Consider the following 26,153-nt stretch of genomic DNA (forward strand, 5'->3'; position numbering starts at 1 on the left):
TTTTCATACAAGTTTTCCTGCTGAATGTTTATATTTAATCGAAAGAATAACTATACAATATAATGTAAATACTTATGAAAAAGATTACGTCTTTAATAATATTTCTATTTTCAATAAGTTGTTTTTCTCAATCAGTAATTGAATTTATTGACTCGGAATCGAAATTACCAATATGTGGAATTTATTCAACCATTTATAAAAATGAAGACACATTTGAAAATTGTGGAGGTTCAAATAACAAAGGCTTTTTCAAAATAAGAATAAAAGAATTAGATTATCAATCAAAATACTATTTACAATTTAATGACAATGTGAATTATAAACCAATTTGGAAAGAATTAAATCCAAACAAAAAAGACACATTGAGAATATACCTTGAAAGGAGTAGATTCTTTTATGACACTTCTAAAGAAGTACTAAAATCGATATGCGGGACTTATAGTTTTTTTGGTTACACTCCTAGAGAACCAACTAGCCTGCAAGATTTACCCAAATTTATTCAAAAGAATACTATTGAGTATCTAAAAAAACGTGTTGGAAATTCAGAGTTTGAAAATTTTGAATTGATTGGTGGACAAATAATTGACTTAAAAGAATTCAAAAAAATAAAACCAAAGTCAAATCAAAAAACAGCTTATTACTTATGTTTTTCATATAGAAATATAGATGCTGGAATTTCAAATTACACTTCAAAAATCGAGTTAGATGAAAATGGTAATATAATTAAAGATATTGATTTCCCTATAGTCGAAGCAAATTCTATTCAAGAAAAAATAGTTCCTTTAAAGTTAATAATTGAAAAAGCTCAAAAAAGAAATTTTTATAAAAAAGAAAAAACACAATTCAAAATGAGTTACTATGCAAGTGATAATATTTTAGTTTGGAAACTAGTAAATGAAACATATAATAGTGACAATACTTACTTGAAAGAAGATTTGATTTTTAACGCCCACAATGGAAACTTTATTAAACTAAAATCCAATAAAGGGCAATGGGTTGAATAAAATAACTATACATGGATGCTATAAGTAATTGCTTGTTCTCGCTTACTTCTAAAAATCCTCCCGAATTTTCTCGAAACAAAACTACCCACAAACCATTGTACATAATATGAAAGAACTGACATTTACAATATTCCTTTTGATGTTTATTTCCTGCAATTATGGAAAAAACGGGATTACAGCTAAAATCAAAAATTCTTCGGACAAAACTATTCGAAATGTAACTTTCTTATCTGATGAAAATACGAAACTGGAATTTGATAAAATTAAACCCGACCAAACAGTTGAGAAATTTCTCGATATGACAAATAATCATAAAGGAGATGGAGCTTATAGATTAATCATTCAACGTGAGAATGGAAGCAAAGAACAAACTGTTAATGGATATTATACAAACGGGGGCTCGTTGGACAGAAAAGTTGAATGCGAAATTAAAAATGACACAATTCTAATGAAATTTAGCGGAATTGGATATTAATAACACAGCAAATATAAATCACTGTATTTCTACCATTGTCCTATCCTCAAAATTTCAAATACATCAATTTAAAATAATTTGTACTTTAAGTGCAAATATGTTTTTAATATGTCACGACTAACGCTTACACTACTCGCTTTGATTATGCTGGTTTCCTGTAACACGGCATCAAAATACGGTATTAGCCAACAACCCCGGTTAACCGATTATCAGGTTGGCGAAAAATGGGTCTGGAAATATAAAGGGGTAACAACAGCAGGAGAAGTACGATCGGACGGCACCGATACGCGGGAAGTTGTAACTATAGATGGAGCCTTATATATCGCAGGCAGCGATACTGTTTCTGTTAAAGATCATGTAAAACCCGACGACAGTAAAACACCTAAATACGCCTGGCCTCTGGAAGTAGGTAAAACATGGAAATTTGAGAACAAGTGGACAAGTCAGGATGGCACTACGGGCAAACAGAGTCAGGATGCCGAAGTTTTATCCTACCAGGAGGAAACGGTAGAAGCAGGGACCTTTATGGCTTATACGATAAAATACACCGGTGAAATCTCGAATTCCAGAGGATATAGTGCAAATGAAGAAGAAATTTGGGTGTATGCGCCCGAAGTCAAAAACTTTATTAAGTTAACACAAAAACAAGGTGACTTCTTATACATAGAAGAATTAATCGCATATTCAAAACCCTGATAAATCGTTAAAATAAAAACCCTATGGCTAAGAAAACTTCCAGAAGACAATTTTTAGAATTTGGTTTAAAAGCGGGACTTGTACTTCCGTTTGCAAGTTCTTTACTTTACAGCTGTATGTCTAAAACCAAACACGAGGAAACGACATCAAAACCATTAAAAATTCTTATCCTGGGAGGCACCAGTTTTTTAGGTCCGCATCAGATTGCCTATGCTTTAAACCGCGGGCATAGTATTACAACCTTTACCAGAGGTAAAACGCAACCGGCAATTTATAAGGATTTATTTAATAAGGTTGAGCAATTGACAGGCGACAGAAATGACGACCTGAAAGCGCTGGAAAACCTTAGCTGGGATGCCGTTATTGATAATTCCGGGCGCCATGCCGAATGGACGAGAAAGTCGGCCGAACTCTTAAAAAACAACTGCAAACTATATCTGTACACCTCTTCTACCGGTGTATTTTATCCCTATATCAACAGCGATTTTAAAGAAACTTCAGATTTACTTTATACCGTTCCTGCCGATGCAAGCGGTGCAGAGAAAATGGAGTACGACTACGGGGTAATGAAAGCCAATTCAGAAAAAGAAGCCCTGAACCAGTTTGGAGCAGACCGTACCATAATTGTAAGACCAACTTATATGTTTGGTCCGGCAGACCGTACCAACCGTTTTATTTACTGGCCAGTACGATTACAGCAAGGCGGCGAAGTGATGTTGCCTGGAAAAAAAGAGGATCCCGTACAGTATATCGATGTTCGGGATGTGGCCGAATGGATGATTCGATTAATTGAAGACAAGAATACCGGTACCTATAATGCGGTTGGTCCTGAAAAGGCTCAAACCATGTATGCCTTTGCCGAGGAAGCAAAAACCGCTTTTAACGCAGATACCTCCTTTGTAAAAATTGATGATTACGACTTTTTAAAAGCACAAAATATCCTGGATATGATTCCGTGGATTTTGCCCGAGGGAAATAATGCAGGAAGTGCCAGAATACATAATACCAAAGCATTAAAAAACGGACTTACTTTTAGACCGTTAAAATCCTCTGTTAAGGACTGCATAGACTGGTGGTATTCCGATGCCGTAGACGCAGGCCGAAGAGCTGAATTTGAAACCAGTCCGGACTCCATATTCTTAAAAGAAAAAGAGATCATAGAGCAATGGAAGGCTTTAAAAGAAAAGGAGGGTTAAATTTATGACATTTGAATTGGCTAACTATTAATTCCGAGAGTAAATATATATTACAAAACGACACTTTACATCGCCTTTTTCCAAACGTTCATAAGCCTTGTTTATGGTTTACAGCGCAATTATTTTAGACTTTGCTATATTGTTATGCTTTAAAAATAAAGCAAAAGCAATCCCGAAGAACATTTGTAAATCGTTTACGAAATACTTAGTTTTAATACATGACCCACGAATTTAAACAGTTTGTAGACGTAGCATATAAAAACCAGAATATAAAACATGTTCTGGCAACGGTAGTCGCTTTAGATGGCTCGTCGTACAGAAAGCCCGGAGTACAAATGTTAATTTCTGAATACGGCACTATGACCGGTGCTGTAAGTGGTGGTTGTGTAGAAAAAGAAGTTCTGTTTCAATCGCAAAGTGTCTTCCTGACAAACTGCCCAAAAGTCATAACCTATAACGGCACCTTTCGTTTGGGTTGCGAGGGCATTTTATACATTTTAATAGAACCTTTTAAGCTTACTACTGAAAGTTATACGCGTATTCAGACCGAATTACAGGAACGACGCTCTATGGAAATGACGTCCTATTTTGAAAAAAGGGTTAAACAAGATTATTGTTTTGGATCTACCATAAAACTATCGGATAACACGATACTGAATTTCAGAGCTGATTTTAAACCAGGTTCTAATACGACTACACGCTCGCAAAACTTCACAGCCATTCCTCAGTTAGTGATTTTTGGTGGAGAACACGATGCCGTGGCCCTATATAAATCTGCCGCTCTTTTAGGTTGGGATATCAAAGTTATTGCATCCCCAAGAAACCCGATTACTTTAGAAAACTTTCCTGAAGCAACTAAAATTTACTACCAGGACCCCAGTATGGAATTTGACTTTATACTGGATGAGCACACCGCAGTAGTTTTAATGAATCATAATTACGCCAGAGACCTACAGTTTTTTTTACAAATACAGGCTTTTCCTGTGTATTATATCGCTGTTTTAGGTTCTGTAAAACGACGCGAACGTTTAATTCATGACCTTATAGAATTTGCTCCGGACGCAGATACTGATTTTACGGATACTATTTACAGTCCTGCCGGAATTCACATTGGAGCCATCACGCCTCAGGAAATTGCCATTTCAATTTTAAGTGAAATGATTGCCGTAAAACGCAACAAGGAGGTGCCGTCTCTACGAAACTATCTGGGAAGTTTCCACTATTAGCCGTTCTGTTATGCAAACTGTACTCATCGTATTAGCAGCAGGAGCCTCCACCCGTATGAAACGAATAAAGCAATTGTTACCGTATAACAAGGTAACCCTTTTAGAACATACACTTAACACAGCGTTAAACACGAATGCTACCGCGGTTATCTGTGTTTTAGGAGCGAATTCAAACCTCATTCAGCGTGAGGTAAACTTCAAAACTATTTTAGTAACAACAAATCAAAACTGGGCCGACGGACTGGGAAGCTCTATTGCTCATGGTATACAATTTGCCCAACAGCAATTTTCAAATCTGGAGTCGGTACTTTTCACGTTGGCCGATCAACCTTTTGTTTCTAGTAATCACCTGAATTCTATAATCACTTCGGCAACAAATCCTGAAAACATCTATGCTACCAAGTATGAAGATACCTTTGGTGTACCAACCTTATTCCCGAAATTTTATTTTAATGATTTAAGGCGCCTTAAAGGTGATCAGGGAGCAAAAGTAATTTTAAAACAAAACCAGAACAAAATCGCTCCTATCACACCCGATTTTACAAATACAGATATCGATACGCCTGAAGATTACAGACATTTAAAGTAAGTTTATTTGCCGGTCTCACTTTCCTGTTTCAGAAAAGTGTTCACCTCTTCAGGAGTTACCAGATCGTTGGCATTTCCCCAAGAATTCCGAATATAATTAAGTACATCAGCGATTTCTTTATCGGTCAGATTAGTTCCTTCCATAGTCGCTTTATACGTCAGCCCTTTAATTACAAAAGTACCTCGCAGTCCATTTTTCACTACCCGGGATAAAAAAGCTTTATCTGCAATATTTTCTGTTGCCACTAAAGGAGGATACACCGATGGAATCCCCTGTCCGTTGGCCATATGGCAGGTTAGACATTTAGCCTGATACACTTTTTCTCCTCTTTCAATACTTTCGTTTAACTTCTTATCCTGATTCGGACGCGTTCTTGCAGCTATTGTAAAACTCAAAAAAACAAAAGCGATTACCGGTAAGACATAAACAGATGTTTTGTGCATTTAGAACAATGATTTTTTAATAAAATAGAACACTATTTAGGCTTCGAAATAATCCATTAATGGCAGTTTTCGAATACGTTTGCCGGTGGCTGCATAAATAGCATTCGCCAAAGCCCCGGCTACCGGAGGCAAGGCCGGTTCCCCCAGACCTGTTGGAGGTTCCTCAGATTCTACAAACTGAACATCGATATCGAATGGAGCATCTTTCATTCTTAGAAAGTTATATAAATGGAAATTGATTTCCTGTACCTCTCCATTTACAAATGTTACTTTAGGAAACATTGCATGACAGATTCCGTCTATAATAGCGCCCTGCACCTGATTCTCTGCTCCACTTCTATTTATTACCGTACCACAATGAACAGCACAATACACTTTGGAAACCCGAGGCATTCCATTTTCCAGTACAATATCTATCACCTGTGCTGCATAAGAACCAAAGGAATACCAGGTAGCAAAGCCTCTGTAAACGCCTGCACTGGATTTACCCCAGTCTGCACTTTTGGCCACCAGTTTTATAACACTCAGGTATTTTTCCGGATCGTAGGATAATTTTCCAATGGGATTCGCTTTTGCCTGTTCAAACAATTGAATGCGATAGTTCACCGGGTCTTTTTTTAGAGCAATACACAATTCATCTAAAAAACTTTCGGCTGGAAAAGCCAGTGAATTAGCTCCCGGAGCTCGCCACCATCCTACCGGCGTGTTACTTTCGTACCCAAGACCAATACTGCGGTAATTATTTAAGATTCCGGCAACATAACTGTCGCCGCGCATGCCTGGGCCAATACCTATAGCCGACTGATACCACCCAAGTATATCCGATTTTGAAATAGCTGCACGATAGTGATACATGGCTAAAGGGCGGTAAAAGTCATTCTGCATATCGTCCTCACGCGTCCATTGCACTTGTACTGGAGCCTGTGCTTTATGCGAAATTAAAGCTGCTTCCACCGCATTATCAATCATCAGTTTTCTACCAAATCCACCGCCTTGTCGCGGTACTCCCACTGTAATATTTTCAGGAGCAATACCCAGAAGTTTCGACACTTCGTCGCGAACATTTCCAGGGCGCTGTGTTGGTCCGTAGAGCTCTGCCTTATCTCCGCTGACATCTGCATAAAAATTCAGAGGTTCCAGCTGCGCATGCGATAAGGTTTGGACCAGATATTTTGCTTCTAAGACCTTAGCCGCTTTCTTCAAGGACGCATCAAAATCACCATCATTTCTTGCATAATCCTGAGTACTTTCGTTTAATTTATTTTCAAAATCTTTAATATGGTCAGCCGTATTTTCCAGAGGTTCTTTAGCTTCCCAGGTAATATCTAAAGCCTCTCTGCCTTTCTTTGCTGCCCAGGTAGAAGTTGCCAGAACAGCCACCGCATTCTCCAGAGTTATCACTTTTTTAACCCCGTTAATTTTTAAGGCGGCATCATCAATAACTTTTACCAATCCTTTTCCATAAGCAGGAGGTCGTGCCACCATAGCGAACAACATACCGTCCTTTCGCGTATCGATACCATACAAAGGTTGCCCCTTGGTAATGGCTTTCGCATCCACATCCATAATACGCTTACCAATGTATTTATAATCTTTAGCAGCTTTTAACTTAGGTGCTTCAGGAACTTCCAGTTTGGCAGCCGTTGCGGCTAAATTGCCATAACTAAGCTTTTTGCCACTACCAGTATGTGTTACAGCTCCATTTTCGGCGACGCATTCCGCTACAGGTACATTCCATTGCTGTGCTGCCGCCAGTGTTAGCATTTCTCGTGCAATTGCACCAGCTTCTCTTAGTGGCGTAAAACGTCCTTTTACAGAACCACTCCCGCCTGCAGTTTGTCTCCCAAAATCACTGTTTAGCGGAGCCAGTTCCACCTTTATGTTCTCCCAGTCTACCCCCAACTCTTCAGCTATTATTAGTGGTAATGACGTTTTTACACCTTGCCCGATTTCCGGATTCGGAGCCATTAAAACAATCGTATTATCACCGTTAATTTTAATATAAGCATTAGGACTAAAGGTTACCTCTTCTGCTTCATCATTGTCGTTATTCGCTCTTAAAAAAGAAAAACTTAACAGCATACCACTACCGGCAATAGCCGATACTTTTATAAATGATCTTCTGGATATCGTAGATTTCATAGTATTATTTATTTAGGTAATCGGCAGCTAAATGAATGGCTTTTCTTATTCTTACATGAGTGCCGCATCTGCAAATATTAGTCATGACAGCATCGATATCGGCATCAGACGGTCTGGCATTGGTTTTTAATAACGCAGCTGCCGACATAATCTGACCCGCCTGACAATAGCCACACTGAGACACATCTAATTCCTGCCATGCTTGTTGCAACGGATGTTCTCCATTATCGTCCAGACCTTCAATAGTTACTATTTCATTATCCGCAACTACAGAAACCGGAATACTGCAGGAACGCACAGCATTACCGTTAAAATGCACCGTGCAGGCCCCACACTGGGCAATACCGCAGCCAAACTTTGTCCCAACTAGGTTTAAATTATCTCTTAAGACCCACAACAAAGGGGTGTCTGCATCGGCTTCCACCGACATGGTTTTACCATTTATGGATAACGTATATTCTGGCATAGTGTAAAGGTTTAAAAACGAATGACATCTAAATTTAAGTATTTTAGTTTTTTATTTCACTAAATCAGAAATTTTTAACGTCGTTTCTTAGGTTTTGAATCAAAATTATTGAACTATTATAACTTAGTTCGAAATAAAATACCGTTTTAATTACCATAATTACTGAAGAAGAAATACCTCTGAATTGCTTTACTTCTTTTTAAGACTTAAGGCAGCACCTATTGCAATACCTAAACTTAACCATAAGCCCAGATTATCTGTTACAACTCCAATAGCTGTTCCAATAGCAACTCCCAGTCCAATACTTAAACCTGTTTTTGTATTTTTATTCATTTCTGTTACCTGTTTTATTGTAAAGTTATTCTTTTCCATTTAATCCGTATAACACAAGTAATACTTCATTTTCTGTACATCTAAAACACTTTTTTGAAGCATACAATGAATTATTCTTATATTTTTATCTTAGCTAAAAATCACTACCCTATGAACACCTTACTAAAACTTACTTTTTTAGTGTTTTTTTTCGCAGTTGGCTGTACAAAAAAAACAACCCCACCAAACCCTGAAACGGCTGAAATTACCGCAGACACCTATGTAAAAGACCATTACACAAAAAAGGAAGTTACTATTGAAATGAGAGATGGTATAAAACTGCATACCACTATTTACGCCCCAAAAGACACCGAAAAAACCTATCCTATTTTATTGCAACGCACGCCGTACAGTTGTCAACCTTACGGCGAAGACAAATTCAGAGAGAAGATTGGCCCCAATCCAGTGTTGATGAAAGAAGGCAATATCATCGTGTACCAGGATGTTCGCGGCCGATGGATGAGTGAAGGTGTATACGACAACATGAGAGCCTATATTCCTAACAAAACAGATACCCAAACCGACGAAACTACAGACACTTACGATACTATTGACTGGCTGGTTAAAAACGTTCCTAACAATAACGGAAAGGTTGGTACCTGGGGGATTTCTTATCCTGGCCACTATGCCACGGTTTCAACCATTGATGCACATCCAGCCTTAAAAGCAGCTTCGCCACAAGCGTGTATTGGCGATTTCTTTTTCGACGATTTTCATCATAACGGCGCATTCCTGTTAAGCTATTTTAGGGCCATTTCTTTATTCGGAACTTATAAAGATCAGCCTACCGATTCTGCCTGGTATGGATTTCCAGAAATGAAAACTGAAGACCAATATCAATTCTTTCTGGATAAAGGCCCTTTAAAGCATTTAAATGAATATTTCCGATACAAAAAACCAGATTCAAAAGCTGTTGAAAGCAACGACCGTATTGATGATTTCTTCTGGAAAGAAATTGTAGACCATCCTAACTACGATTCTGTATGGCAGCGTAAAGGCCTTATTCAGCATTTAAATAAAGTCCCTTCTTCTGTAGCAACAATGGTTGTTGGTGGCTGGTTTGATGCTGAAGATTTGTACGGTCCTCTAGAGACGTATAAAGCCATTGAAAAACACGAGCCGGACAACTATAACACTATGGTTTTTGGTCCGTGGGATCATGGCGGCTGGTCCAGAGATAAAGTAGCGAATACTGTTGGAAATTATTTTTTTGGAGATTCCATTTCATTAAAATTCCAAAGGGAAGTAGAAACCAGATTCTTTAACCATTTTTTAAAAGGCAATGGTTCTAAAAATTCAGGTTTACCGGAAGCTTATGTTTTTGACACCGGTAAAAAAGCATGGAAATCGTATGACAACTGGCCACCTAAAAACACAGAGAAACAAACATTTTTTCTATCTAAAAATCAAGAATTAAGCACTACAAAAAAAGGCGTAAATAAAATAAATTTCATTAGCGACATTAAACATCCCGTACCTTATTCAGAAGATATTAAAACCGTATTTACGCCGCGTAAATATATGACCGACGATCAGCGTTTCGCGGCGAGAAGACCTGATGTATTAGTGTTTGAAACCGATATTTTAACTGATGATTTCACTCTTGCAGGTGATATTCTGGCCAAATTACAGGTAGCAACTACAGGAACAGCGGCCGACTGGATTGTAAAGGTTATAGATGTGCATCCGCACGATTTAGAAAACGATAATAAAGATATGCAAACACACTTAAAGCTAAGCAACTACCACTTAATGGTACGAAGCGAAGTAATGCGCGGACGCTTCAGAAACAGTTTTTCTACTCCAGAGCCTTTCACACCTAATGCTAAAACCGCAGTTAATATTAAGCTGCAAGATGTGTATCATACGTTTAAAAAAGGACATAAAGTACAAATTCAGGTTCAGAGTACCTGGTTCCCTTTAATAGACCTTAACCCGCAAACCTATGTAGACAATATATACAAAGCAGATGAGGATGACTTTAAAACACAGACCCACACTGTTTTTACCGATTCCAGTATCGAATTTTCCGTATTACAATAATTGCAAACAAAAAAACGGTTTAGCCTTAGCTAAACCGTTTTTTACATGTCAATCCAATCAATAACTTATAACTATTCAAAATTGACATGAAAATTGTATCAGTTGAATTTCATAAAAGTCCATCAAAAGGTCTATCGTCCCTCAATGACTTCATTCAAAAACACTTTATTTTAAATATAAGTACTCGTGATTTTGCAATGACTCATTACTTTTTATCTGTTATCACAGACACACTTCAGAAGTACTCATTTTTAGTGACGTCCGCCTCCATAAAAATCAACACCTACATGCGGAGACACACGAGGTCCATTTGGTCCGAAGCGCATATCAACCCCTACATTGGTATGAGCAGAGCCGCAAGCAGCTAAAAGCAATAAGAACAAAATAACAACGAGAACGGAAAAAGATTTTTTTATTTTCATTTTAAGAAGTTTTAATGTTATTGGTTCCAGATTTGAATAGCAAAAGGCGCCCCATTAGGATCCTGGATTATTGCTACAGTGCCGTTTCTTATCTGATCCTGAGGCTCAAGCATAATTTTAGCTCCCAGAGAAGTCGCCTTCGAAGCTACACTCTCTACATCAATCACTTTGATATAAGGTAACCATGCGGATCTCATATCCGCAACAGGATTTTTCATAACACCACACAATTTCTGATCTCCGGATTTTAACATAAAGTATGGCACCTTTTCCTCTGTAATTTGCTCAGATTTATATGGAGCTACCCCGGTGTAGTACGCCAGAGAACCATCGACATCGTTGGTCCATAGCTCATTCCAAAGCCATGAATTATTGGCTGCCTGAAGTTTGGGATCTCCGCTTTCGGAATGAATATAAGCAATATAAGCCCCTTGCGGATCTTGAACCAGAGCAGATCTGCCTCGCCCTTTAAAACTGGAGGGTTTAAACAAGGTTTTTCCGCCTCTAAATGTATTGTATTCGACCGCTTTATCAACATCTGGAACTGAAACAGAGCTCAGCCATTCCCCTGTAGGATGGGTTGTGACATTTAAAGGAATAATACCACCTATGGCTTGACTACCATTATAAATGACATGATAGGCCATATCATCCGTTCCAAGTGACTTATAAGTCCATCCAAAAAGGTCTGAATAAAAATCCATTGCCTGTTTTGGATTCGGAGTAATTAAATCATGCCAGACAATCTGACCGGGATTGTATTCAATAGAAGCAGAAGATGACAAAGGAGGATACTCCGTCTGATCGCATGAAAACATAAAAAACAAAAACAAGAGCAGAATTAATTTGGGGATTCCATTTAAACTAACTTTCATATTTACAAAGTTTTACAGTGAGAATTCTTTCATATAAAGATAGGGATTTTCTTAAAATAATTCACAGTGAATAGATTTAAAAAGTTTCATATCTAGTGCTGACATTTTATTTACTTCATTATCTCAAGTTTTCCTATAACGAACCTCATCTTTCATATCAATTTCTCCTTCAACCACAATCCAAACAAAAACCTAAAGAATCAGAAAATTCCCCTAAACACTTAGTATTCTCTGAAAACTTCCGCATCTTTGCCACAAATTAGGCATTGTGAATTTTAAAGACAAAGAACTCATTATCTTCGACTTTGATGGCACGCTCATCAATAGCATTCCAGATCTTACCTTGGCAATCAATAAAATGTTATCACACTACAATTTATTGCCATTAACCATAAAACAGGTAACGCCTTTTGTAGGCAATGGCGCCAAACCCTTAGTACGTAGATCTCTGGAACTTTCCATGCAAAACAACAGTATTTCGGAAGCGCTTATGAAGGAAGCTTTTGATATTTATTTTTCAGCTTATAAGCAAGACACTTGTGTCGATACCTTTATGTATCCAGGAGTCCTAGACACCTTAAACTATCTAGATAAAAATGGTTACCAAATGGTAATCTGTACCAATAAACCGTTAGATTTTATCGAACCTATTTTGGATAAATTAGAAATCAAACAATTCTTTAACTACTGGATTGGAGAGCATTCATTGCCTCTTAAAAAACCAAATGCAGCTCCCCTACTTCATTTGGTTGACCTCCTGAATACAACTATAGAAAAATCCATTATGGTGGGCGACTCCAAAAATGATATTCTTGCAGCACAAAATGCTAAAATGGAAAATATAGGTCTGAGCTACGGATACAATTACAATGAAAATATTGCAGATTACAACCCTACGCTTGTAGTAGATCACTTTTCTGAGCTCCAAAAACTATTCTAACATGAGCAAAATTTACAATGTTGGTATTATTGGAGGAGGCATTTCTGGAGTGGTTACTGCGTTGGAATTGGCAAATTATGGCGTAGATAGCATTTTGTTTGAACAGCAGAGCAGTGTGGTTAACGGCCCTCCGTTTTGCCATTTGCATGCGGGTGGAAATCTGTATCCGGAGATTTCCGACGAGCAGTGCAAAATACTCATGAAACAGTCGATAGAGATGGCACGTTTGTTTCCGCAATCTATTGATGAAAGACCAACATTTATAAGCATTCCCAAGTCAGAAAAACAAGATATTGGCAACATTTTGGAACGCCTTGATATGTTGGTGGCTTATTACGAAACATTAATAAAAGAAGACCCCGAAAATGAAATCCTAGGAGCTCCAAAAGACTATTACAAACTTTATAATAAAGAAGATTTAAAGGCTTTATTCAAGCAACCAACCATAGAGCGTCCAAGTTCTCCTGACGAATGGATGTGCAATGCCATTACATTAATTGATTACAAAAAATTAAAAACACCAGTAATCCTGGTTCAGGAATATGGCTGGAACCTTTTCAGGCTGGCAGCTCAAGCACAATTAGCCTTGAATAAATCTGAGCAATGTTTCCTAAAAACAAATACCTCTGTTACCAGAATTAAAGATCTCCGAAATCATAAGTTGGATTATAATTGGGAGATTTATACGCACGACGCAGTTTACAAAGTCAAATATTTAGTCAATTCAAGCGGTTTTAATACTGGAAAATTTGATGAATCCTTACGCATTAACACGAAACGTCTTATTGAATTTAAAGCTGCTTATGTTTCAAAATGGCAGCCCATCTCTGGTTTAATTCCTGAACTCATTTTTCATGGAGAACGCGGCACTCCAAATGGGATGGCCCAACTTACTCCCTATTGTGATGATTATTATCAAATTCACGGGATGACCAAGGACATTACACTATTCGAAAATGGATTGGTACAATCAAAAGATAATGGAAAGCAGCCTGAATTTAATGATGAAATTAAGGAAAAATTAAAGAACGGTTGGGACGAAAACGAAATTGAAAACAGAACAAAAAAAGCCATTGATTTTGTCGCCAAATATGTGCCTTCTTTTGATTCTGCCACTCTTGGAGGGCCACCTTTGTACGGAGCTCAGCAAATTTCTGGAGACGATCCAAGCTTAAGGGTTGGTGAAGTTAGTTTTCCCAGCAAATCCTATGCGCGAAGTGAAATCATCAAAGCCTCTTCTGCCCTAACGGTTGCCAATCAAATCATCCATAAAATTCAAGAGGAAGAAATAATTCCTCCCATCCAAACCAAACTAGAGCAAAACGCCTTATTGGATAGTATCTCTATAGATGAAATTAATGACTTCGCCAGCGAATTAGCTGTTCAACGTGGATATCCGGAAGCCCTTTCCAGATTGCTTATTGAAAAAAAATAAATTTCAAGTTCATTATTAGAACTCCATAGAGAAAAACTCTTTTCCAGAAGACTGTATGCTCCTAAACTCAGGTGATAAATCGCTGAATTGTGAGCATCTTAATCTATAGCTTCAATAACCGCACTGTACCTAAAACGAGCTGCCTTTGTTAAGCGTTCTTTTTTTCGGTTCTGACGATCGTCCCATTCAAACTGAACAAGGTAAGCTATAAGTTCGTCGTTAGTGTAGTAGTTTATACTCTCAGGAGTTAAACTACTTTCAAAGGCTCGGTGCATAACAAAAGAGCCTTAGCTGCTTCATGTGTTCTAGTGTTTTTGTATTCATAGTTTAAATTATTTATAATATTGACTACTGCTCCCTCTTCTTAAATAAAAACACTTGCTTGACTAATAAATTACAAACTTAAAATGTAGCTTTTCTAATTGATTATGGAGAATTAGAATATAAGTACCAGATTCTAAATTAAGATTAATTCCTGTAACCTTACTTTTTAAATTAACATGGTTTTCTTTGTATACTAATTTTCCAGAAATATCAAAAATGGACAATGTACAATCTTTAAGTTCAATACTAGTGTGGATTGTAAATTGCCCATTATTGGGAACGGGGGAAATAAAATTATTATCAATTTTATGTTGATTGTTTTCAAGACCTAATTTTTCATCTACAAATACTTCCAAAGTTTTAGTTAAAGTACAATTTAGAGGTGTTTGGTATCTAAGTATTAAAGATTGAGCGCCTAGTTTATTCCATTTAACTTTTACTATATTGGACTCTGTAGTAATAATTTCACCATTAATTATAATCCAATCATACTTATTCATATTATCATCTGCTTGGTACTCGTAAATACTATTAATAGTAGGTGTTTCATTGCCAATAACAGATATTGGGTATTCATTTGGGCTTCCTATTTCTTTTTTTTCAATTTCGAATCCGATTGAACCACTTATTTTCTTTGATATTTTGGTTTTGTCTATTTCTAAAACAATAGAGCCATCACTTGAGTTGGTAATATTTTCTAAAATAAAATTTTTGTCATTTATTTGTGTGAGAGTGACACCATTTTTAGGAATTGTAATTCCATTGGATTTTAATGTGATATCATCAATTGAAAAGGAGTTTTCGCTAAGTTCTTCTGCAAAATTTATTTCTAAATAATCAAAGTCTGTACAATCGTCACTTATTTCATTAATCGGAACAATTTCAGTTACAATGTCAGTAAAGTCAATGTATGCTGCTAAAATCTCAGCATTACTCCGGTTGCCAAAATCATCATAAGCGACAACTTTGTATTTTTTAGATCCATAATGATTATTTAAAGGGGTGCTATATTCTGCTTTGTAGTTTCTATATTGCGTGTCAATTAACTTTTCACTAGAACCTAAAAGTTCATAAACTTCAACGGTTATATCATCTGTAAGGGTTTCATAAATTAACTGAACATTTTCTCCTGAAGTTATATTATCAGTATTTGAAATTCCTAAATCAGGTGTTACCCTTAAATTGGAAATAGCGTTTAAAGGTTCTACTTTAACTGTCCAAGATATTTCAGCGGTTCCTTCACCTAAATTATCGTTCTCATCTCTAAAGTTAGATTGGTCAATTGTTAATACATATGTACCATTATCCACAGTGTAAGTGTCTAACCCAAATACTGAATAATGCAAATCATCGTTTTTTTGTATAATAATGGGAATCGATATTTCTTGGCCATTTTTAAAAAAAGCAAATGAGGATGCTTCAAGCTCTGAAACTATTTTCCTATTAAGTTCAATTTCTAATCCTGTAATATTTTGAATATTACTAACTCCTTGGCTAACCGTTTGTATATTGGTAACTTTAGGTAGAATGTTGTCTACTATCCAATCGTATGTTTGAGATATAAGCCCTGGGTTTCCATCAGTAGCTTTTATTTTTGTTACATCAATAGAAATAGAATAATCACCATTGACCTCATTCAATGGATTAATACCAGAAATTATATAAGTATAATCGTCTAATTTCTGAATAGTAAGATTGTTAGCTGTGGCTTCATTAATAGTTATTTTATCTGTTGTAAATTCTTCTGCACGGATAGGTTTATTAAAAATAACCGTAATACTATTAATTGGTTTTTTCTTTAATTGGTCCGTTTCAAATTTTAATATTCCCAATTCATTATTGAACTGAACCCAATCAATTTTTTTACCATTAACACCTTCGTTGCCTACTAAATCTTTTATACCAATAGTGTTTACAGTCAATTCATAAAATCCAGACAAACTTGTTAACGCTTCAATATTTATTGAAAATGTAGTAGCATTTATTTTACCAATCAAAATATCATCTACGGGTAGTTCAATCCCCTGATGAATTAGTTTGATATTGGCATTGGTAAATGTGTTGAAATCAATCTCTTTATTAAATTCTACATTTATTAATTTGACAGCTTCTGTATTATACTGTTCCGGCGGGTCAATAAAAGTGATGATTTTTGGGATATCCCCATCAACTGGGTTAAAGTACAATGTATATGTTTCTACATTTGTAACTTTATCCAATACATGCAGTTTATGTTCATATTTAGGATTTAATCCATCTTTTAGTGTTACTTGGGTTTGCCAAACGTTCTCCAGAGGTATTTCAAAATTATCAGTATCCCTGATTACCTTGGTTAACTTATAATTCTTTCCTTGTTCATCCAAAATATTTCCATAATTCCATCCAGTCGATATGGGGTTAAGTTTTATTTTGGCTGTAAGGGTTGATGGAGTAATTTGCTCTAAAAATTCAAGGGATTCAGCCTTTGAGACCTCCTCAGAGGAGCCGTTCGAAAGGTAGACCATATCAGGGGTATCATAAACATCAGCAATGTCGTTTACAAGGAAGTCTGCGATGTCATCACTATTATTTTCATAAGATTTAACACTCTTTATTAATTCATGTATATAGGCTCCTTTAATTAGACTTAAGTTTTCATTACCATAACTGTTTTTATGGTTTACCTTAACATCATATTTTACAAAATGCCCAATAAGTGAACTTGTAAAAAACCATTGTCCTACAGCTGTTTGTTTAGCATCAATATCACCAAAATCTACATTTAGCAAGCCTAATTGGGTTGGCTCATTGTTAAAATTGGATCCTATCATTTCAAAGTCTATCAATAGACCTTTTTCATTTTCCACAATTTTTGGTTGCATAGACTCTACATTCACATTTTTGGCTAGACCATAACCATCATTTTGTATCATTAATGATAATTCTGCAGGAAGGGATGGCTCTACAATATCATCAGTTAATGGATCGTCTCCCAATATATCACGTTGCATAAAGTAATGTAATACTAAATCTGGACTTGGATTGACCTCTAAGGTTACAGGGTTAAGCGATATTTTTACTACCTCTCCAATTTCTGGGTCAAAATAAGATAGGATTCCGCCAAAGGAATAGGATTTCGTAACTTCTGGTGCTGCTTCTTTTGTAGGAATAAAAATGGCCAAGCCTTGTCCACTAGTATCTGGGTTTACAGTGCCAGTTCCATTTAAAAAGTCTTCTTTGTTGATTTGAAACAAATGGGTTTTATTTTCCCCATTTTCATCTTTGACAATTAATTCTAAGTGAACTTGAGATATAGCTTTATCACTAGAGTTATTAATTTTTAACGTCCCCTCAAAAGCTTGTCTAGTCATGGTTAGCCTTTGTGGAAATTCCATGGTTACTGTCGCACAAACACTAGCTTCGTCTTGACTTTTCTCCTCTATGAACTCCTCAATAAATTTTATATCGGAATTATACATATCAGCTACTGAAACAAAACCTCTAGTAAAGGCATAGATTTCTAAATCAGCTTTAATTTTTTTATAAGCATCTATTTTTGTTTTGTCCACAATATCTGGATATTGAGTGTTTGGAGAAAATACATCAGCATTCCAAGCTTCAACTGTGGTGTTCCATCTGGAAACAAAAGTATTAATGTATGATTCTGTAATTGTAGTTTCTAACATTTGCTCTTTCAAAGAATTGATTTGGTCCAATGTTAATGCTATTTCGGAATCGATTGAAGATGCTGTAATCTCTAGAAAAAGAGACAAGTTTTCATTGCTGACTTCCAGCTCAGGATTTTTAAAATATTCTGATAACATGTTTGAGCTTGCTTCATCAGCAGCAGCCATTTTTTCAAAATCTTCAAGAATTAAATCAAAGTTATCTTCTTCGTAGTCTAGGATTACATTATTATTACTTGACTTATTTGATGATTTCAAATTTTTTATTATGCATTGTTTTATAAAGTTTAAAGAACTAAATAAACATGAAAAACCACTTACACTAGCAGGACAAAGAGCAGCATTTAATATTAAATCAGATAAATCTTTAGATGTTATCAACCCGAAAATACAACTAATTACAGATAGGCCAGGTGTACAACTTAACACTGTAGATGTAATTGAAGTTTTACAAGGATTACATAAACCAGGTAAAACTTTTACTATTGGACTTTTTACACTACTACCTGGAGAGCCTCCTAAATCAATAGATGGACCAGAGATAGGGCTGCCAGGCCCATTTGGTATTGTAGTATAACCGTTTGGAGGGATAAATCCCCCCGGATTATTTGTAGAACAAGCTCTAAGATAATAGCTAAAAGCAAAAATTTCTCGTTCTGAATCGCAAATATATGTCGCTCTAACCCTAACAGGAACTGTACATCCCCCATTGTTAGTTTCTATTGAAGTTTTACTACTGTCTTCAGCTACCTTGCCTGTACCTTCATTATTTTTTACTAGAACGGGTATAATTATCGAAGATTTAGCATTTAAAACATCTAAAGATGTTATTAGAGGTTTCAAAGTGTAATCTTCTATTTCTCCCACATTTAAACTTACATTATTTGCAGCAATAAGACCATGGTTTGTAATTGTTATATAGGTCATTCGTGATTCTCCTGGGGCTAAATCCAAATCAGGATTGTCTATTTGCATTACTATAACGGGTTTGGGAACATTGGTTTCAAACTCTGTTGTTAAAGTAATTTCATATTCATCCAGAATGTCAGTTTCTTTTACATCCCATGAATAGGTTATGGCTTGGTAGGGTAAAAATGCTGATACCCTAGTTTCTTTACCTGGATCAACCAATATATTGTTTTGATAGGGGGTATGCTTTTCGGCAGAAATATTGACAACATACCAACCCTCATTAATTTCAGGTACTTCAAATATGCCAGAGGCATCCGTTATTCCTTCTGCAATTGTTTCTCCGGTAAAAGGGTGTTTTACTACTACTTTAGCACCTTGCAAATGAGGGGCGCTTGCAGTGTTGTAAGAGTATTCATCAACAGCGTCTATAATCAATGTTCCTGTTGATTCAGAAACGGTTTCCAACTTAAAAGGCAAAGATAATGGAGCCCCAGTATCTTGAGTTAAAACAAAATTTCCAGTTATTGGAACGTTTACCTGCTCTTTTGGTGTAGGCTTGAACTCTAAAATTATTTTTATTTCCTCATCAGGTTTTATAGTTTCAATTACTTGTTGAGATTTTAATTTTAACCAATCTAATTCAGGCAATAACACATTAACATTTTCAGCATTAATTGCTCCTACATTTGTAACAGATACTTCATAAAGCCTTGATTTGTCTTTTACCATTGTGGTATTAACAGCAATAGGATTGGCTATTAATTTAGCTTCTTGGTTTTTACAATAATAATAACTTAGTTCGCTGTATTTAGCTCCTTCATTAGACTGTATTACCATATCAAATTCATTATATTTTAATTCTGAACTTGCAATAGTAGGAACAACTAAAAAGGGAAAAGTAATTGTAGCACCTGGCTCTATATCCACGGGTGTTTGGTCTATTGAGAATTCTACATCATCGGGTACATGAATACTAACCCCAGTTAGCTTCGTATTCGTATTGTTTCTAAGAGTAAGTTCATTACCTAATGAAGATCCTACTACAGTTTCCCATTTTATATATTGCGGTTTATTTACAACTTCAAAACCTAGTAATTCAAAGCTTTTTTGAGGTGGAATATTTTCCCCAGGAAAGGCGGCGGTTATGTTATAAAGGCCATTCTCATTTTCTAGTGGTTTATATTCAAAAATAAAATTACCATTAGCATCGGTTTTAATATTATGAATACTTTTAAATAGTTGGTTTTCTATTTTTAATTCAACATCTGAATTAGGAACAGAATTACCAGAAGCAGTTTTGGCTGTTCCTGTCACTATTGCAGTCTCATTTGTAGTATAAATCAATTTGTCTAATTCTATATCAATTGAATAAGCAGGTGACAATTGAAGTAACAATTCGTTTTGGTTGTTTTCATAGTTTAATTCTCCAATGGAGAAATCTGTATTTATAGCAACAATTAAGTAATAATCTCCTGATAGGTTGGGTAATTTTATATCTTCTTCATGTATATATGTTTCATCAACCCCAATGACGGTATTTAGTATGGATGACACGAATGGTTCCTCTTTTCCAATATTTTTAGTTTTGGATAAATAATAATCTATTTTGCTAGTAGCAGGATAATTAGCATGCCCCTGATTTCTTAATAAACTGGTTACAGTTATTATGTTGCCAGCTTCTGGATTAGTAGTTGTTGTTATTTCAGTGATTAAAACATCTGGCTTATTTTGGTTTGAAATTAAAACCCATCCAAATCCAGTTGCATAGTTAGAGGCAACGGCTTCGATTCTGACTGTTTCGTCTGACTCTTGATCGGGATCAATTATAGTATTGAATGCTATTTCTACATCTTTTTCATTAGCGGGAATCGTAACCGTTTCTGGTAATTCAATAATATTTGGCAAATCGGTAGAAAGGCTTACTGTAACTGGGATTTGGAGGATGGAAGGGTCTTCAGTATTTCGTGAAACAGTAAGTTTGTTTTCTATTGTTCCAGCTTTAATTGTGGAAGGTGATGCTTTAACAATTAAAGCAAGCCCATCGTTATCTAAAATTAAAATATCCTGATTAACTGAAGTATTTGGGGAAGTATTGTCTACGCAAGAGCATCCGTCAAACTTCACTTGAGAGGTTACTGTAAGGGTTCTGTTGCCTTCAACTACAGCATTATCCACTGTACCTATATTAAATACTTTTTCAGTTTCTCCTTCTTCAAATAGAATTTCAGAAGGTAAAATTAATTGATCGTTTACATTAGCACTTATTTGAACGGTTGTTGCCTTATCAATTTGATCTGTTTTTTTGAGTGTCGCATAAGTTGCTTTTATACCATCTCCTTCAGAAACCTCATTAGGGCTAATTGTTAATGTAAAAGTAGGGATATTGGTTGGACTTAAAATAATATCAGTAATGCCCGTTGTATAACCTTCTGCTTTGGCAAATACGTTGGCTGTATCTGTTTTTTCTATGATGCCAGTATCAGTGATGGCACCATCAAAAACAATTGATTTAGAGCCAGCTAATAAGGTTACCTCGCGAGGTAATTGTAGTCTTTTAGGCAGGTCTGTAGAAAGTGTAATTAATTGATCTTGGTTTACAGGAAAACTGGAGGTTAAAGTAAAAGGAATCTTGCTTCCAATAACGTAATCAAAGTTAGAGGGATAATCTAAGCTCAAACTGACTTGATCGTCTTCTTGGACCGTTAAATTTACACTTTCATCATTATAACCATTCCCTTTTGCTATTACATTAACAACTTTATCCCCTTCATAAATATCATTATCCACAATATTTACGTATAGAAAACTTGATGATTCATCCTTTTTGATTTTCACGCTAACAGGTAAATTGAGGGTGTTATCTGTATCTGATGAGACAAAAAATTCTTCTTCTAAATCGGTACTACCACTTCTAACGAAATTAAGCCTTAATGAATCTTTAGAGTTCTCAATAATTTCATTTTTATCTAGCGTAATAGTTAACCTTTTTAGTAGATTCTTTATTTTCGAGGAGACATCTATGTTATTATCTTTTTTACCAATAGGTTCTCTCATTTCAGAACCCGCAATTAAAGATATTTCTACCTTGACGTCACCATGAAATCCAATTATACTTGGAATAGTAACTTCCATGTTTCTTGAAACAGTCTCATTCTCTGCTAAATCATTCTCGTACCTTGTATTCCCAATAATATATTTTTTTCCATTAGTTTGGGAAACTAATGATACTTGTTCTATCCACCCGCCTATTGCTGCTGACAAGCCAATGTTTTGAACATTCCAGCTAATATTACACAATTCATTTGGTGAAATATCATTTTGTAATGTTGTTATTGAATCAACTTTTAGGTCGGGTGTTTCACCTTCTATAATTGTTAGTTTTCCATTTTGATGATCATTTCCTATATCTTCTCCATTACTTGAACTTAGAATTACTTCGGTAAATGTCATCGGATAAGTTTCACCAGGAGAATACGAAGGTGGTATTTCTATAGGAATCTCAATTAAACTGCCAGACTGTCCAGTAAAATTTGCATTTGTGCCTGAAAAGCACAAAAACAAATACTCTCCAGAACCTAATGCTTTTGGGTAAATTATATGATCACTTTCCCTTCCAACAAAATGTGCTTCCTTTTCATCTACTTTTAGGCTAGCTGGAACTTTTAATTTAATTTGAAAACCTGAAACGAAATCTGTATTATCAAGTTCGATTTTGATATTAGTATTATCTCCAGGAGCAGTTTCTAAGTTGTTTATTGTTAGTTTGTTTTGCGCTTGTGTTAAGTAGGTAAAAGATAAGAATAATATAATGGTGAATTTAATAGCTTTCATAATTTTTAGATTGTTGGTTGTTTTTTTATTCAATAATCATTTTGCCTTTTAAAATGCCGGCTTGATCTATAAAAGAAAGTATATATATATAGACGCCAGAAGACATATTTTCTTGTTTGAATAAATATTGATTTTCTCCTGCAGTAAACTTGCCTATTTCAATATTTTTTATGATTCTCCCTCTTAAATTAAATATTGACAATATGGCATTGTTGGTATTATTCCTTAAGTAAAAATTAATAGTAGTTTCACCCCTGAAAGGATTAGGGAAATTATAGGTGTATGAAAATTTCTCAGACTCCAAATCATTTATACCAAGTGTAGATTCCATAATTTGTGAAGGGATTTCATTTGCACTAATATTCGACAGCAAAATGGATTGAATTACTGCGCCTTTGCTACTTATACGTGCTAATTCAATTTTGCCTTCTAAAACATTGTTAAAAGAATAACCTATAATATTTACATAATTGTCTTTATGAACTATACTCACTGTAAAACCTTTGGATGATATGAATTCATCTATATTCTCTTTAGTTATATTTTTAATAAATATTTCAAAGCTTGTTACTTTTTTTCCATTTGTTTCTAATGTAAGTAATCCATTTTCTAAACTAATTTTTGCGGTATCTTCACCATTCTTGTTTGAACCCAGTAAATTACTCTTATCAGTGGTTTTAGAGCTTGGTTCTTGGTTTTGAATGATATTTACTTGTTTGGAAATGTCTAATACATTTATATTGTTGTTATTGTCTATATCTGCAGCGTTAAAATTGAAGTAATTAACATAATTGTTTAGCATATAATTGATAGAAGTCTGAATGTCTAAGACATTTAATGCACTGTCAAGATTTGAATCTCCGTCTCTGTATTTTAGGTAATAATTGATAGTGCTATTTTTGGAATCTCCAGAAATTTGTCTTAGTTCTAATTTCTGGCCATTAGGTACCTTCCATATTTTTAATAAATCCATTAGCTTAACACCCTCTTCGGAAAGATTCAAGGTTTTTGAAAAATTGCCGACATTTAGATTATATGTCTGATTAAAAAAGTCGTTCTTCATATGTTCATACCTGTTTATCGCAAAATCGGATATAATTGTATTAATATTTAAATCAATATCCCCAGCTTCAATGGTCTGTCTGTCAAACGTAAAATCAATATTGACTGGAAGAACGGCATCAATACCGGTTAGTTTATTTGAAGATATATTCAAGGTGTTTAAATAGGGAAGGGCATCAAAAATATTTGGGATACTTCCTGATAGGTTATTTGAACTGAGATCTAGTGATATTATATGTCCATCGTAGGTTGATACTCCAAACCATTTATTAATATGTAAATTATTAGATGTGGTATCCCATTTATTTGTCCATTGGTCTCCATTTAATGCATTAAAGATTTCAACAATCGCAAGGTATTCTTTTTCTAATATGGGAATATTGGACTTATCCTCTATACCTAAAAAAATGAATTCGGTATTCCTAAAGGTTCCTGTAGCTTGTCTGATAGAAATTTTTGCATTAGAAGAAATTTCACCAATTCTAACATCATCAAATATTATTTCACCAGAATCATTCGCAGTAGTTGAAGTATGAATGATGTTGTCAACCAAAAGAACAAAATTATTCTTTGCTTCATAATTATTGTTTTCTAAATCGTATTTTACAATATTGTCAAGGACAACTTTTAATTGACTTCCTTCTAAATTTAAAACGGTTTCATGATTAATTATTTGATTTCTTAGATCTATGTAGGTTTTTGAATAATCATAATATAATTTCTTTTCTATTTTATTGAAGCTATTGTTAGAAAGGTCTAAATATTCCAAGTCAATAAAATCTGATAGTTGAGATGGAATTGTACCTTTAAATTTATTATTGCCTATAGCAAACTTCTTTAATTTTTGCAGGTCAGATATGGTTTTTGGAATAGTACCATTTAGTAAATTTGAACCAAGGTCTAGGGTTTCTAAATTTGTTAACAAATTTATATTACCTGGGATGTTACCTCCTATAAGATTCCCATTAAGTGATAGTGATTTTAGCTGGCTTAAACCAGTAATTTCTTCGGGTAATACACCTGTTAAATTATTGCTAGATAGGTTTAAGGAAACCACATGCCCTCCCTTTGTACTTACTCCAAACCAACTTTCTATGTTTAAATTATTCTCACTAATATCCCAAGAGTTTGTCCAAGTGTCACCATTGGTAGCCTCGTAGATTTTCTTTAGAATTTCAAATTCTCCATCTACAAGAGGTGGTCCAAACGTCAAAGTATTGTAATTTATATTGGAATATGCTGAAATACCATTAACTTGATAAACCCTAAGTTTATCGGTTATCTGTAAGTTCAATACATTAATGTTAAAGAAGTTTAACTTACCACTGTTTGAAAATGCCGTTCTTTGGTGTGTACCATTTACATACAGCCTAAATTCATTATTGGCATCAATTGTTACCTGCCCATTGTTTAATTGAAAGTTTAAGGATGTTGGTAAATCAATATTAATTTCATTAGCCCCAATTTCAATGCTCTCAATATTGATGTCTTGATATCTTAAATCAAAATTTGTAAATGTTGAGCTTGAAAAATCAGCTCCGGAATCTACTATAGCATTATGACTTAAATCCAGTACTTCTAGGCTATTTAAATTGCCTAGAGCTATAGGAACATTAGTAAAAGTATTATTGCTTAATACCAATGATTTCAGTTTGGTCAACTGCCCCCAGGAACTGGGAATGGCCCCCGATAGTTGGCAATAACTCAAATCCAACTCCTCCAGGCTCTCCAAACTGGAAATGTTGTCCAGATTCGTTGAGCTCAAATCATTTCTATTGTAGTAATTGTATGATAAATTCAGGTCGAGCTTCCGAAGTTGCTTTAAATTGCTGAAAGAGGCGGGTATTGCGCCAGAGAGCCTGTTGCTTCCCAAGTTGATTTCGGCGATGTGGCCATTTTCAATGACCAGTCCGTACCATGCGCCCTGGCTTAGATTGTTTACACTAACGTCCCATTTGTTGAGCCAGTTGTTTCCATCCGTGGCGTTGTAAAAATCCACTAGGGCCTGGTATTCGCTATCCGGTACTTCAGGCAG

At 35.3% G+C, this 26,153-nt stretch carries 17 protein-coding genes and 1 pseudogene; 9 read left to right on the top strand and 9 right to left on the bottom strand.

The genetic code is table 11. The features are described 5' to 3' along the window. The first annotated feature begins 74 nt into the window (after positions 1 to 74). From I3217_RS04450 to I3217_RS04475, 6 genes are all read left to right on the top strand, one after another. Positions 75 to 1,004 carry a hypothetical protein gene (locus tag I3217_RS04450; protein WP_435048529.1) on the top strand — a complete coding sequence of 310 codons (930 nt, stop codon included), beginning with the start codon at positions 75 to 77 and terminating at the stop codon, positions 1,002 to 1,004. Positions 1,005 to 1,110: 106 nt separating this feature from the next. Further along, positions 1,111 to 1,479 carry a hypothetical protein gene (locus I3217_RS04455; RefSeq protein ID WP_435048530.1) on the top strand — a complete coding sequence of 123 codons (369 nt, stop codon included), beginning with the start codon at positions 1,111 to 1,113 and terminating at the stop codon, positions 1,477 to 1,479. Positions 1,480 to 1,587: 108 nt separating this feature from the next. After that, on the top strand, positions 1,588 to 2,175 hold the full coding sequence (locus I3217_RS04460) for a hypothetical protein (RefSeq protein WP_435048531.1): 588 nt from the start codon (positions 1,588 to 1,590) through the stop codon (positions 2,173 to 2,175). 23 nt (positions 2,176 to 2,198) lie between these two features. After that, on the top strand, positions 2,199 to 3,371 hold the full coding sequence (locus I3217_RS04465; protein ID WP_435048532.1) for an NAD-dependent epimerase/dehydratase family protein: 1,173 nt from the start codon (positions 2,199 to 2,201) through the stop codon (positions 3,369 to 3,371). 218 nt (positions 3,372 to 3,589) lie between these two features. After that, entirely contained in the window at positions 3,590 to 4,597 is a 1,008-nt protein-coding gene (locus I3217_RS04470) for an XdhC family protein (RefSeq protein ID WP_435048533.1), read from the top strand. A gap of 10 nt (positions 4,598 to 4,607) precedes the next feature. After that, the gene (locus tag I3217_RS04475; RefSeq protein ID WP_435048534.1) at positions 4,608 to 5,186 is read left to right on the top strand and encodes a nucleotidyltransferase family protein; all 579 of its coding nucleotides are present in this window, start codon (positions 4,608 to 4,610) and stop codon (positions 5,184 to 5,186) included. A gap of 2 nt (positions 5,187 to 5,188) precedes the next feature. Here I3217_RS04475 and I3217_RS04480 read toward each other — a convergent pair whose 3' ends face one another. From I3217_RS04480 to I3217_RS04495, 4 genes are all read right to left on the bottom strand, one after another. Further along, on the bottom strand, positions 5,189 to 5,629 hold the full coding sequence (locus I3217_RS04480) for a c-type cytochrome (protein ID WP_435048535.1): 441 nt from the start codon (positions 5,627 to 5,629) through the stop codon (positions 5,189 to 5,191). Between the two features lie 36 nt (positions 5,630 to 5,665). Continuing rightward, complete coding sequence (locus I3217_RS04485) at positions 5,666 to 7,771, bottom strand: molybdopterin cofactor-binding domain-containing protein (protein WP_435048536.1); 2,106 nt, start codon at positions 7,769 to 7,771, stop codon at positions 5,666 to 5,668. A 4-nt stretch (positions 7,772 to 7,775) separates the two neighbouring features. Then, entirely contained in the window at positions 7,776 to 8,237 is a 462-nt protein-coding gene (locus tag I3217_RS04490) for a (2Fe-2S)-binding protein (RefSeq protein ID WP_435048537.1), read from the bottom strand. 189 nt (positions 8,238 to 8,426) lie between these two features. Beyond that, positions 8,427 to 8,609: a hypothetical protein gene (locus tag I3217_RS04495; RefSeq protein WP_435048538.1), complete on the bottom strand. Its 183-nt coding sequence runs from the start codon at positions 8,607 to 8,609 to the stop codon at positions 8,427 to 8,429. Positions 8,610 to 8,720: 111 nt separating this feature from the next. On the opposite strand from I3217_RS04495, the gene I3217_RS04500 reads away from it, so the two are divergent. After that, on the top strand, positions 8,721 to 10,652 hold the full coding sequence (locus I3217_RS04500; RefSeq protein ID WP_435048539.1) for a CocE/NonD family hydrolase: 1,932 nt from the start codon (positions 8,721 to 8,723) through the stop codon (positions 10,650 to 10,652). Between the two features lie 251 nt (positions 10,653 to 10,903). Here the strand turns inward: I3217_RS04500 and I3217_RS04505 are convergent, their stop codons facing one another. Together I3217_RS04505 and I3217_RS04510 are read right to left on the bottom strand one after the other, a co-directional pair. Beyond that, the gene (locus I3217_RS04505) at positions 10,904 to 11,026 is read right to left on the bottom strand and encodes a hypothetical protein (RefSeq protein WP_435048540.1); all 123 of its coding nucleotides are present in this window, start codon (positions 11,024 to 11,026) and stop codon (positions 10,904 to 10,906) included. A gap of 65 nt (positions 11,027 to 11,091) precedes the next feature. Beyond that, positions 11,092 to 11,949, bottom strand: a complete 858-nt coding sequence (locus tag I3217_RS04510) for a VOC family protein (RefSeq protein WP_435048541.1) — start codon at positions 11,947 to 11,949, stop codon at positions 11,092 to 11,094. 268 nt (positions 11,950 to 12,217) lie between these two features. Here I3217_RS04510 and I3217_RS04515 point away from each other — a divergent pair, with 268 nt between their 5' ends. Next, positions 12,218 to 12,889 (top strand): phosphoglycolate phosphatase, encoded by a 672-nt coding sequence (locus tag I3217_RS04515; protein ID WP_435048542.1) that lies wholly within the window; start codon positions 12,218 to 12,220, stop codon positions 12,887 to 12,889. A 1-nt stretch (position 12,890) separates the two neighbouring features. Next, positions 12,891 to 14,324: an FAD-dependent monooxygenase gene (locus tag I3217_RS04520; protein WP_435048543.1), complete on the top strand. Its 1,434-nt coding sequence runs from the start codon at positions 12,891 to 12,893 to the stop codon at positions 14,322 to 14,324. A 98-nt stretch (positions 14,325 to 14,422) separates the two neighbouring features. On the opposite strand, the gene I3217_RS04525 is transcribed toward I3217_RS04520, so the two are convergent. The 3 genes and pseudogenes from I3217_RS04525 to I3217_RS04535 form a co-directional block, all read right to left on the bottom strand. Next, positions 14,423 to 14,599 carry a hypothetical protein gene (locus tag I3217_RS04525; RefSeq protein ID WP_435048544.1) on the bottom strand — a complete coding sequence of 59 codons (177 nt, stop codon included), beginning with the start codon at positions 14,597 to 14,599 and terminating at the stop codon, positions 14,423 to 14,425. Positions 14,600 to 14,710: 111 nt separating this feature from the next. Further along, entirely contained in the window at positions 14,711 to 23,056 is an 8,346-nt protein-coding gene (locus I3217_RS04530; protein ID WP_435048545.1) for a T9SS type A sorting domain-containing protein, read from the bottom strand. A gap of 25 nt (positions 23,057 to 23,081) precedes the next feature. After that, positions 23,082 to 26,153 (bottom strand): annotated as a pseudogene (locus tag I3217_RS04535) (leucine-rich repeat domain-containing protein); the annotation flags it as partial.

The organism is Formosa sp. S-31 (assembly GCF_051172795.1).
Taxonomy (GTDB): Bacteria; Bacteroidota; Bacteroidia; order Flavobacteriales; family Flavobacteriaceae; genus Formosa.

Excerpts from the sequence above, each read along its gene's own strand:
- I3217_RS04450 (WP_435048529.1), top strand. The coding sequence starts at position 75 with ATGAAAAAGATTACGTCTTTAATAATATTTCTATTTTCAATAAGTTGT.
- I3217_RS04455 (WP_435048530.1), top strand. The coding sequence starts at position 1,111 with ATGAAAGAACTGACATTTACAATATTCCTTTTGATGTTTATTTCCTGC.
- I3217_RS04460 (WP_435048531.1), top strand. The coding sequence starts at position 1,588 with ATGTCACGACTAACGCTTACACTACTCGCTTTGATTATGCTGGTTTCC.
- I3217_RS04465 (WP_435048532.1), top strand. The coding sequence starts at position 2,199 with ATGGCTAAGAAAACTTCCAGAAGACAATTTTTAGAATTTGGTTTAAAA.
- I3217_RS04470 (WP_435048533.1), top strand. The coding sequence starts at position 3,590 with ATGACCCACGAATTTAAACAGTTTGTAGACGTAGCATATAAAAACCAG.
- I3217_RS04475 (WP_435048534.1), top strand. The coding sequence starts at position 4,608 with ATGCAAACTGTACTCATCGTATTAGCAGCAGGAGCCTCCACCCGTATG.
- I3217_RS04480 (WP_435048535.1), bottom strand. The coding sequence starts at position 5,629 with ATGCACAAAACATCTGTTTATGTCTTACCGGTAATCGCTTTTGTTTTT.
- I3217_RS04485 (WP_435048536.1), bottom strand. The coding sequence starts at position 7,771 with ATGAAATCTACGATATCCAGAAGATCATTTATAAAAGTATCGGCTATT.
- I3217_RS04490 (WP_435048537.1), bottom strand. The coding sequence starts at position 8,237 with ATGCCAGAATATACGTTATCCATAAATGGTAAAACCATGTCGGTGGAA.
- I3217_RS04495 (WP_435048538.1), bottom strand. The coding sequence starts at position 8,609 with ATGGAAAAGAATAACTTTACAATAAAACAGGTAACAGAAATGAATAAA.
- I3217_RS04500 (WP_435048539.1), top strand. The coding sequence starts at position 8,721 with ATGAACACCTTACTAAAACTTACTTTTTTAGTGTTTTTTTTCGCAGTT.
- I3217_RS04510 (WP_435048541.1), bottom strand. The coding sequence starts at position 11,949 with ATGAAAGTTAGTTTAAATGGAATCCCCAAATTAATTCTGCTCTTGTTT.
- I3217_RS04520 (WP_435048543.1), top strand. The coding sequence starts at position 12,891 with ATGAGCAAAATTTACAATGTTGGTATTATTGGAGGAGGCATTTCTGGA.
- I3217_RS04525 (WP_435048544.1), bottom strand. The coding sequence starts at position 14,599 with ATGCACCGAGCCTTTGAAAGTAGTTTAACTCCTGAGAGTATAAACTAC.
- I3217_RS04530 (WP_435048545.1), bottom strand. The coding sequence starts at position 23,056 with ATGAAAGCTATTAAATTCACCATTATATTATTCTTATCTTTTACCTAC.